This window comes from Candidatus Cardinium sp. cBcalN2 (assembly GCF_022810445.1).
In the GTDB taxonomy this organism is placed as follows: domain Bacteria; phylum Bacteroidota; class Bacteroidia; order Cytophagales; family Amoebophilaceae; genus Cardinium.
Window position 1 is genome coordinate 1 of sequence record NZ_JAACGD010000038.1, and the last position, 10,176, is coordinate 10,176.

Below are 10,176 nucleotides of genomic sequence, written 5' to 3' on the forward strand. Positions count from 1 at the left end.
TTTTTTGCTTACTTTTTTATCAAGAAAAAAGTAACAATAAAGATCCATTTTTTACCCATGTCATGAACAGATACTTTTTTCTTGATAAAGAACTGGAAAAAATGGCTGCACACCAGTAGACCGAATTAATATTAATATGACTGTAAATCAATAAAATATATCTATTAAGTAGACGCTATTAGCTGAATAGACACCAGTAATCTGATCTAAAAATGCGCTCACTTCTTTTGAGACTTTTGTTATATAGTCGTCACAACAGCCAAAATTTGAGTTAGAAAGCAAAACCCATACAAAAACAACGATAGACACGAAAGGACCCTATACAATGCTTGGCTAAGGGCTAAAAAGTGTTATATTTGTTTGCTGAATAATATTTGGAGCAACTTTGCTTGAATGTAAAATTCAACCTGCTCTAAAGTAGAATAAACAATTAAGTTATTATAAAGAATAATAATTTCTATAGTGACTAACTACCGGATATAGTTCCCTTGGAATCAACACTTAATTAAATGTATAAAATGCAAGGAAAGTACACATTTTCAATAATTAAACCTGACGCCGTTCGTGCCAATCATATTGGTTCTATTCTTGTTATGATAGAAAAAGCAGGTTTCTCTATCACAGCCATGTCTATGCTGCAGTTAACCCAAATCGTTGCAGCGCATTTTTATGCAGTACATGCAGATCGTCCTTTTTATAAAGATTTATGTAGCTTCATTGCTTCGGGCCCTATAGTGGCTATGGTATTAGAAAAAGATAATGCAGTTGTAGATCTACGCAAACTAATGGGCGCTACCAATCCAACAGAAGCAGCTGAGGGTACTATTAGAAAAGCATTTGCTACTTCTATCGATTACAATGCAATCCATGGATCAGACTCAGATCAAACAGCTGCCTCTGAAATTTCCTTTTTCTTTCCTAGTCGTAAGCTTCTTGTAAAGCAACCAGCTATTATATAGTGTTGCTATGTTCAAAGGCTTTTAAGCTTAATTTTTACTTGACCAAAAAGTAGACAAAAAACCCAATTCCTGAGTAAGTTGTTAAAATCATCTCTTCCAGCTATTTATAGCGGGTCTTTTGTCTTTATTCTGCATAGCCTACCACAGTGCTTCTAAGAAATTGGATAGTATACAGTTTCTTTTGTAGGTCTACGTCCCTGGATGAGGGCTGAATAGAAATTTTGCTTGTCATATCAGAAGCTAGTGAATGATGGATAGAGTAATAGGATCTTGCTTAATTTGATATCATTTACTAAACAAATCGCTTGACTCTTTCTGAAGAAATGAACTTAGTGTTTCACGTGAAACATTTTTAAATCTATGTTGCTTGAATACGATATTATTGTAGTAGGGGGTGGCCATGCGGGTTGTGAAGCGGCTACAGCTGCTTCTAAGCTAGGTGCTAAGGTTTTGCTGATCACTATGAACTTACAGACAATTGGGCAAATGTCTTGTAATCCAGCTATGGGAGGAATTGCCAAAGGGCAGCTTATTCGAGAAATAGATGCCTTAGGGGGATTTTCTGGGATCATAGCAGATCAATCGACCATCCAGTTTAGAATGTTAAACACCTCCAAGGGGCCAGCGATGTGGAGTCCTCGGACTCAAAATGATCGTAGGTTATTCTCGGAGTGTTGGAGAAGGGCACTTGAATCATTGCCTAATTTAGATTTTTGGCAAGATATGATGGTCTCATTATTGGTAGAAAAGGGAATAGTGAGAGGTATTCAAACTGCACTAGGTATTACGATAAAGAGCCAAGCAGTTATTTTAACCAATGGAACATTTTTAAATGGAGTCATTCATATTGGTGCAAAGAAAATGGCCGGTGGTCGTTCTGCAGAACGAGCTGCCACGGGTATTACTGAACAACTCAAAACTCTGGGTTTTCAAACAGGTAGAATGAAAACAGGCACTTCTCCTCGTGTAGATAGCAGAACATTAGATTATGCTAAAATGGAGGAACAGCCAGGTGATCGGCTACCAGGCAAGTTTTCATTTTTACACACAACCCCTCTTACCCAACAAAAAAGTTGCTATATTACTTATACTAACCCAATAGTCCACAATCTTATTAAAGATAATTTAGCAGATATCCCCATATATAATGGTCAAATTCAAAGCACGGGTCCTCGTTATTGTCCTTCCATAGAAGATAAGGTGCATAGGTTTGCAGATAAAGAGCGGCATCAAATTTTTGTGGAACCAGAAGGCTGGCATACTATTCAAGTATATGTTAATGGATTATCTACTTCATTGCCAGAAGCCATTCAATTCAAGATGTTAAGGGCTATAGTCGGCTTTGAAAAAGCAAAAATGATATGCCCTGGTTATGCCATTGAATATGATTATTTCCCTCCTACCCAATTACACTACACACTAGAGACTCAATTGATTCAAAATCTTTACTTTGCAGGCCAAATCAATGGCACTACTGGTTATGAAGAAGCTGCCTGTCAAGGATTAATGGCAGGGATCAATGCCTATAGAAAAATTAATAGATTGAGCCCAGTCGTATTTAAAAGGTCTCAGGCCTATATTGGCGTTTTAATAGATGATTTAGTAGGCAAGGGTACTGAAGAACCCTATCGAATGTTTACTTCTCGGGCTGAGTTTCGGATTTTACTGAGACAAGATAATGCAGACCTCCGTTTAACAGAATCGGGATATGCTATAGGATTGGCTAGTCATGAACGACTGCAAAAAGTATATAAAAAGAAAGAAGAGATGGCATCTGTTTTTAATTTTTTAAAGCAATGGAAAATACAACCATCGATTATTAACCCAATATTAGCCACAGTAGGTACAAGCTTAGTAGATGAAGTACAATCTGCTTATACATTACTAAAGAGGCCAGAAGTTGACCTTAACAGCTTGCTTTTATTAGATAAACAGGAAAGCAATGTATTATCTACTTATGAAGCAGAAATTCTTCAACAAGTCATCATTCAGATTAAATATGAAAGTTATTTTCTCAAAGAAAAAGAACTGGTAGAGAAAATAGAACGATTGGAACATTATACCATTCCAAGTGATTTTGATTATTTAGCGCTAAAAGCACTCTCTGCAGAAGCATTAGAAAAGCTTCAAAAGAAAAGACCTGCTACCTTGGGGCAAGCTTCGCGGATTAGTGGTGTACGTCCAGCTGATATTTCTATTCTAATGGTCTACTTAGGAAGATAATAGATAATAGATAATAAGGTTTCTTAGAAGCCTTACGAAAGGTTTATCCATAAAAAGTACCTTTTGTGTAGCCATGTATTGTCCTAACGCCTACAAAAATACAACCCGCTTAGTATTCTTTACAAGGATACTTTTTGATATATTTTTATTTTTTCATAGATTGGAGAAGCAGCACAATATTAATGTAATATTCCTATTGTAATAAGATCAGTTTATAGCTTGATTGTCATTGTGTTATTTAGTACTCTAGTACTAGATTTCTTGCGAAATCCTATTGTTGCTGGTAATTTGCACGTCAATCCGGTGCGTCAATCTTTACGTAGTATGCTAGTTACGTTCTGGTTTTGCCCTCCCGTGTCTCTTAATAAATTGCGCAGCATACCTAGTTCACAATCATGCTATCGTTTTATTTGAAATAGATCTGATTAGTTTAAAATTTATGCGAATAAATCGCAATATTTATGGGAAAAATCGTAGCGATTGTCAATCAGAAAGGTGGCGTTGGTAAAACAACTACTGCTATAAACCTGGCAGCAAGTCTTGCTATATTAGAAAGAAAAACTTTGCTTATTGATATTGATCCACAGGCAAATGCAACTTCTGGTGTAGGCATTAAGCCCGAAGAAGTCGAACATAGCATCTACGAGTGTATTGTGGAAGCAGTAGATGCTAAACTATTAATTCAATCAACTAGTATACCTAATCTGGATCTTTTACCCTCTCATATCAACTTAGTTGGTGCAGAAGTAGAGATGGTAAACTTTCAGAATAGAGAAGGCCGTATCAGAGAAGCCTTAAAAGCCATAAAGCCAACTTACGATTATATCGTAGTAGATTGTGCGCCCTCTTTAGGCCTGATTACCATTAATGCACTAACGGCTGCAGATTCTTTAATTATACCGGTTCAGTGTGAATATTTTGCATTAGAGGGGCTAGGCAAGCTTTTAAATACAACCAAAATTATTCAATCTCGTTTAAATCCTAACCTAGAAATAGAGGGCATATTAATGACCATGTATGATGCTAGACTTCGCCTAGCCAACCAAATTGTAGCAGAAGTCAAGAAACATTTTCAAAGCATGGTATTTGAAACCATTATTCCAAGAAATATTAAGCTAAGTGAAGCACCAAGCTTTGGGATGCCTGCTATTATTTATGATGCCGATAGTAAAGGAGCCGTTAGCTACCTTAGCCTTGCTGAAGAGATTACTAGTAGAGATAAGCAATAATGTAAATGATTAAACTATGCAGCCTACAAAAGGAAACCGTGTTCTAGGTCGAGGCCTAAGTGCCCTATTACAGGGAGCACATTCAGAAGCATCTTTTGATACTGCTGAACGTTTTTTTAAAATGATCAAGATTTCATCCATTGCCATCAATCCTTTTCAACCTCGCCAAGACTTTAACCAAGAAACGCTAAATGAATTAAGCGAATCGATAAAATTACATGGCATTATACAGCCACTTACCGTTCGAAAAGTAGCTAATCAGACCTATCAGTTAATAGCTGGAGAGCGACGCCTACGTGCCGCTAGATTAGCAGGTTTAGAAGAGGTACCAAGTTATATACGTACCACAGATGATCTGCATATGTTAGAGGTAGCACTTATTGAAAACATTCAACGTGATTCCTTAAATGCGATTGAAATTGCACTTAGTTACCAACGTTTACTAACAGACTGTAAACTAACACAAGAGGCATTAGCCGAACGCGTTGGTAAAGATAGAACAACGGTTAATAATTACCTTCGGTTACTTAAATTGCCTCCTGATATTCAAATTGCGCTTCGAGACCAAAAAATTTCCATGGGTCATGCCAGGGCATTAATTAACCTTCAAACACCCGAAACACAGTTAAGCTTATTGAAAAAAATCCTAGAAGAGACGCTTTCCGTACGAGAAGTAGAAAAACTAGTGCAAGGGCTAGCTACTACTAGCCATTTAAAAAAACCAACCGTTAAAACACAACTTAATCCTGCATTTACAGCAAGGTTAAAAGATACAACTACGCAATTGAGGCAACAGTTTAATACAAAAGTAATTATAAAAGCAGATGCGAAAAAACAAGGAGAAATTAAAATTATATTTGATTCTGAGGAAGAACTAAAAAGAATTGTGGCTATTATTTCGAATGCAAAATAAGATATGAAACTGCGCTATAATTTTTTTTTAATCATGGTAGGGGCTCTATATTTGCCTGGTCTTGTTCAGGCCAAGGTTACACTGCCGAGTAAGCCGCTCTTACACAATATGCCTCAGCTTCCGTTGCTACATGCTCCTACAGAAAACAGGCTTAATGCGCTCTCTTCTAGTAATAGTAAGGTAGATCAACAGGTCGCCGAAATAACCTTGTTGCATAAGGCAATGCGTGCACAAGCTATGGTACAACGTTCTTGGATTAGTTCGATGGTAGTACCTGGCTTAGGTCAAGTGTACAATAAAGATTATTGGAAAGTACCCTGCTTTTATCTAGGCTTTGTGATAGCCTGTTCTAGGGTCTATTCAGAACATGAAGAGATGAATAAGCACAAACGAACCTTGCTTCTTACAGATCATCGCACCAAGCCCAATGATGCATTTACCCAAAAACGTATTAAAGAATGCGAGCGTACCCGAAATCTGTTTGCTATAATTGCAGCTGCTTGGTACTTATTAAATGTATTTGATGCTTATGCCGGAGGGCATGACCGAACCGTCAATTTTAAAAACGATATTGGGACCAATTCTATTGTAAAACCAGCTGTTGCTACTGTTAAATAGAGGCTGTTGCAACAAGGCTTTAAAGCTTTGTTATAAACAGTTGTTTTTATTTTTAGCAAAAAGCTATAAAATAATTCGGTTCTATTGATTGTTTAGGTCTTTATGCTTAAAATCTTTGATAGTATGGTTATGTCACTCAAGCAAACTAACTAAGTTGCTCAGATATTTCTGTCAATAGGCGTAAGTGCATGCATAATGACGATCCACTTAAGGATGATCACCATTGGTTCATTTAAGCCGTAGGGCATTTTACTTTTACTTTTTTCTTGATAAAAAAGGTAGCCGTTCAGCGCAGTGGCAAAGGTTACGTAGAAAAAGCAAAAACGCCCCTTGTAAAATAGTTGCGCTCAGCAAGTGCCTGTTATAACTGAAATAGCAAAACAGTTAAAAGGGAAACCCGAAGGGCGGATTCTGTTTTTCCAGTTGTGACAGGCACTTTCCGCAACTTTTTACCCAGGGCTTGATTTTTTGCCCACTTTTTTATCAAGCAAAAAGTGGAATTAAAATGCCTTAGGCTGAGTTTATGATTTTCCCGCTGGGCAATAGATCGTTTCATTAATTTTACTGTGCACTAAAAGCCTTTATCGAAGGCCATAAATCAAACCCATAATTCAAAGTCATAACTGACCACCCATAACCCGCTATACCCTCACCCCATATGGTTAAAAAGATTATGCTGATAAATTTGTAATTTTAAGTAGAATCAGATAAAATTTTAACCTATGCCCACAGACGCCATAAAACTCAAGTCTAAACTTAAATTAGCCATACAGGAAGCATTTTTAAACATCTATAACCTGTCTTTATCAGAAGAAGCCTGTAGCCTACAGCTTACCAGAAAAGAATTCCAAGGTACCTTTTCATTGCCTGTGTTTCCTTTTTGTAAAAAATGTGACGCAAAACCGACCGAATTAGCCGAACAAATAGGCCAATGGCTCCAAACCCATACCGATCTAATAGCCAGTTATAATGTTATAGGCGGTTTTTTAAACCTTGTGATCCATGATGCCATTTGGATTGCTATTTTAAAAGCCATTTCACAAGACACAACCTATGGTTGCTTGCCCAAACAAATGGGCCATGTAGTCGTAGAATTCTCATGCCCCAATACCAACAAACCCCAACACCTGGGCCATTTACGGAATAACTTTTTAGGAAGCTCTTTGGCCGCTATCTTAGATGCTGCTGGATATACCATTCATAAAGTGAACCTCATTAATGATCGAGGCATTCATATTTGTAAATCCATGGTGGCCTACCAACAATTTGGCAATGATGAAACGCCGGCAACCACCGGTATAAAAGGAGACCATTTGGTCGGCAAATATTATGTAAAATTTGATCAAGTATATAAAGCAGAACGGGCCCTTATGGCAAAAAATGGGCAGGATATAGGCGTGCCACCTATTTTGCAAGAGGCCCAAAAAATGCTAGTGAAGTGGGAAAAAGGCGACCCTTCGGTTATGGCTTTATGGAAAAAAATGAATGGATGGGTTTACGATGGGTTTAATGTCACCTATAGCCAATTAGGCATCACTTTTGATAAAGTCTATTATGAATCTGAGGCCTATCTGCTTGGCAAAACCATTGTAGAAGAGGGATTACAAAAAAATATATTCTATAAAAGAGCTGATGGCGCTATTGCAGTGGATTTATCTAAACAAGGTTTAGGCGAAAAAGTCCTATTACGTAGTGATGGCACAGCTGTTTACATTACACAAGATCTAGGTATAGCCGATTGGCGTTATGCGGATTATAGATTTGATCAAATGATTTATGTGGTCGGTAATGAGCAAGCCTATCATTTTAAGGTTTTGTTTGCCATTATGGCCCAGTTGGGTAGACCCTATGCAGCAGCTATGCACCACTTCCCTTATGGCATGGTTGATCTTCCCGATGGTAAAATGAAGTCCAGAGAAGGTAATGTAGTAGATGCCGACAATCTAATGGAAGAAATGGTTCATACAGTCAGAAACTATATGGGAACCAATCATAAAACTGAAGGAATATTCCAGGAAGCATTACAAAAATTGCACCATACCTTAGCAATGGGGGCTTTAAAGTTTTTCTTACTACGGGTAGCGCCTCAAAAAAGGATGTTGTTTAATCCTAATGAATCTATTGATTTTCATGGTGATACTGGAACTTTTATTCAATATACCCATGCTAGAATCTGTTCACTAGTATGCAAAGCTAAAACGATTACAAAAATTCCATTGGATGCGTTTCCGAGCGTATCACTTAGTCAACTAGAGCAGACACTTATCTTTCAACTCTATAGATTGCCAGATGTAATAGAAGAAGCAGCCACCACTTATATGCCTTCTGTAATAGCCCAGTATGCCTTAGAATTGGCTAAAACCTATAACAAATTTTATGGTAATTATCCCATATTACGTGAATCGGATCTAAGTAGTAGAGCAGTCAGGCTATTGCTTTCTGTTTGTGTGGGCAACGTCTTAAAAAAAAGTATGGCATTATTAACCATTGAACTTCCAGAGCAGATGTAGGCTCAGTAGGTGTATCTGTTCAGGTAATGGCATCAACTTAATTTCTATATTTTATTGATTTTCAAAATTTGGGTCTGCCTTGCCATAAGGCTGAGTTAGATACCAGTAGGTTATTTGTAATACGTAGCTTAATTATGTAATAATGAAAGAACGTCCTATTCCTTATGAGCGAACCATTTATACCGATTTATCGGTTGAGCAACTGATTCAACAAGCCGTAGCGCGTGACGAGGGCGTGCTAGCCGCTAATGGTGCTTTATCTGTGCGGACGGGTAGCCGTACAGGACGTTCACCAAAAGATAGATTTATTGTTAAAACAGCTGATATAGCTGATGAAGTAGTGTGGGGTAAGGTCAATCAACCCATCGAAGAAAACGTATTCGAATCTTTATGGCAACGTGCCCAAGACTACTTAGCAACCATTGATATTTTTATTGCCCATTTGCAAGTTGGGGCAGATGCTCAATATTATTTACCTGTTACTATCATCAGTGAATATGCTTGGCATAATCTATTTGCTTATCAGTTATTTATTCGTCCAGAAGATTTTCATGGCCAGCATGCGCAACCTACCTGGACTATCCTCACCGTTCCTGGATTATTAACCAAGGGCATCGATGATGGTGTATATAGCGACGCGGCTTTAGTCATTCATTTAACCGAGCGCAAGGTATTGTTATGTGGCCATCAATATGCAGGTGAGATCAAAAAAGCCATGTTTTCAGTCTTAAGTTATTGGTTACCTAAAGCAGACGTGCTCCCTATGCATTGTTCAGCTAATGTAGGTAAATCAGGTGATGTCGCTTTGTTTTTTGGGTTATCGGGTACGGGTAAGACTACGCTATCGGCAGATCCCAAGCGTTATTTAATGGGTGATGATGAACATGGATGGAGTGCGCACGGTCTATTTAATTTTGAAGGAGGCTGCTATGCCAAATGCATTAATTTATCACCAGTGCATGAGCCAGTTATCTGGAATGCCATTCGCTATGGCGCTATTATGGAAAACGTAACACTAGATCCAAAGACCTTAGAACCAGATTATGCTGATAGTAGTTTGACGCAAAATAGCCGTGTAGCCTATCCAATTGATTACGTTGAGCAACGTATACCCAGACAACGTGTTGACCGTTCCCCTGCATCTATTATATTCCTGACATGTGATCTCTATGGCGTTCTTCCTGCAGTAGCCCGTTTAACAGAAGCACAAGCTGCCTATTATTTTTTAAGTGGTTATACTGCATTGGTAGGCAGTACAGAAATAGATCAAGCAGCATCCATTCAAACAACCTTTAGCACCTGTTTTGGTGCGCCTTTTTTTCCCAGACCTGCTTCAGTATATGTAGCGCTTTTTAGCAAACGTTTATCCACCAGTGGTGCGCAAGTCTATTTAGTCAATACTGGGTGGACAGGTGGAAGCTATGGGCAAGGCTACCGATTTCCTATTTCAGTAACACGTACAATCATTGATGCCATTTTAAATGGCCAGCTTAAAACAGCTGAGTACAGCCAGTTACCAGGCTTTAATTTGGCTATTCCTAAGGCCTTACCAGGCCTGGATGCCACCTTATTGGACCCTAGAAAAACTTGGGGCAATCTAATGGAATACCATGCGAAGGCCAAAGCGTTGATTGCGCTCTTTTTGGAAAATGCCAAACGATTTACAATCAGTCCTTCTATTCAAGCGGCTGCGCCTGTATTAGAGTATCTGTTCATTATATTGG

The 10,176-nt window shown here is 38.2% G+C and carries 7 protein-coding genes; all 7 read left to right on the plus strand.

Going from position 1 to position 10,176, the window contains the following annotated elements; genetic code table 11:
• Positions 1 to 518 precede the first annotated feature (518 nt).
• The gene (ndk, locus tag MUW74_RS01240) at positions 519 to 959 is read left to right on the plus strand and encodes a nucleoside-diphosphate kinase (protein ID WP_243518130.1); all 441 of its coding nucleotides are present in this window, start codon (positions 519 to 521) and stop codon (positions 957 to 959) included.
• Between the two features lie 360 nt (positions 960 to 1,319).
• A complete protein-coding gene (gene mnmG, locus MUW74_RS01245; RefSeq protein ID WP_243518128.1) occupies positions 1,320 to 3,182 on the plus strand; it encodes a tRNA uridine-5-carboxymethylaminomethyl(34) synthesis enzyme MnmG in 1,863 nt (620 codons plus the stop codon).
• 461 nt (positions 3,183 to 3,643) lie between these two features.
• On the plus strand, positions 3,644 to 4,411 hold the full coding sequence (locus MUW74_RS01250) for a ParA family protein (protein WP_243518125.1): 768 nt from the start codon (positions 3,644 to 3,646) through the stop codon (positions 4,409 to 4,411).
• Between the two features lie 16 nt (positions 4,412 to 4,427).
• Complete coding sequence (locus MUW74_RS01255) at positions 4,428 to 5,324, plus strand: ParB/RepB/Spo0J family partition protein (protein ID WP_243518122.1); 897 nt, start codon at positions 4,428 to 4,430, stop codon at positions 5,322 to 5,324.
• A gap of 33 nt (positions 5,325 to 5,357) precedes the next feature.
• Positions 5,358 to 5,942, plus strand: coding sequence for a DUF5683 domain-containing protein (locus tag MUW74_RS01260; protein WP_243518119.1), 585 nt, complete (start codon positions 5,358 to 5,360; stop codon positions 5,940 to 5,942).
• Between the two features lie 722 nt (positions 5,943 to 6,664).
• On the plus strand, positions 6,665 to 8,452 hold the full coding sequence (argS, locus tag MUW74_RS01265; protein WP_243518674.1) for an arginine--tRNA ligase: 1,788 nt from the start codon (positions 6,665 to 6,667) through the stop codon (positions 8,450 to 8,452).
• A 142-nt stretch (positions 8,453 to 8,594) separates the two neighbouring features.
• On the plus strand, positions 8,595 to 10,176 hold a 1,582-nt coding region (pckA, locus tag MUW74_RS01270), incomplete at its 3' end, for a phosphoenolpyruvate carboxykinase (ATP) (RefSeq protein ID WP_243553028.1).

Excerpts from the sequence above, each read along its gene's own strand:
- ndk (WP_243518130.1), top strand. The coding sequence starts at position 519 with ATGCAAGGAAAGTACACATTTTCAATAATTAAACCTGACGCCGTTCGT.
- mnmG (WP_243518128.1), top strand. The coding sequence starts at position 1,320 with ATGTTGCTTGAATACGATATTATTGTAGTAGGGGGTGGCCATGCGGGT.
- MUW74_RS01250 (WP_243518125.1), top strand. The coding sequence starts at position 3,644 with ATGGGAAAAATCGTAGCGATTGTCAATCAGAAAGGTGGCGTTGGTAAA.
- MUW74_RS01255 (WP_243518122.1), top strand. The coding sequence starts at position 4,428 with ATGCAGCCTACAAAAGGAAACCGTGTTCTAGGTCGAGGCCTAAGTGCC.
- MUW74_RS01260 (WP_243518119.1), top strand. The coding sequence starts at position 5,358 with ATGGTAGGGGCTCTATATTTGCCTGGTCTTGTTCAGGCCAAGGTTACA.
- argS (WP_243518674.1), top strand. The coding sequence starts at position 6,665 with ATGCCCACAGACGCCATAAAACTCAAGTCTAAACTTAAATTAGCCATA.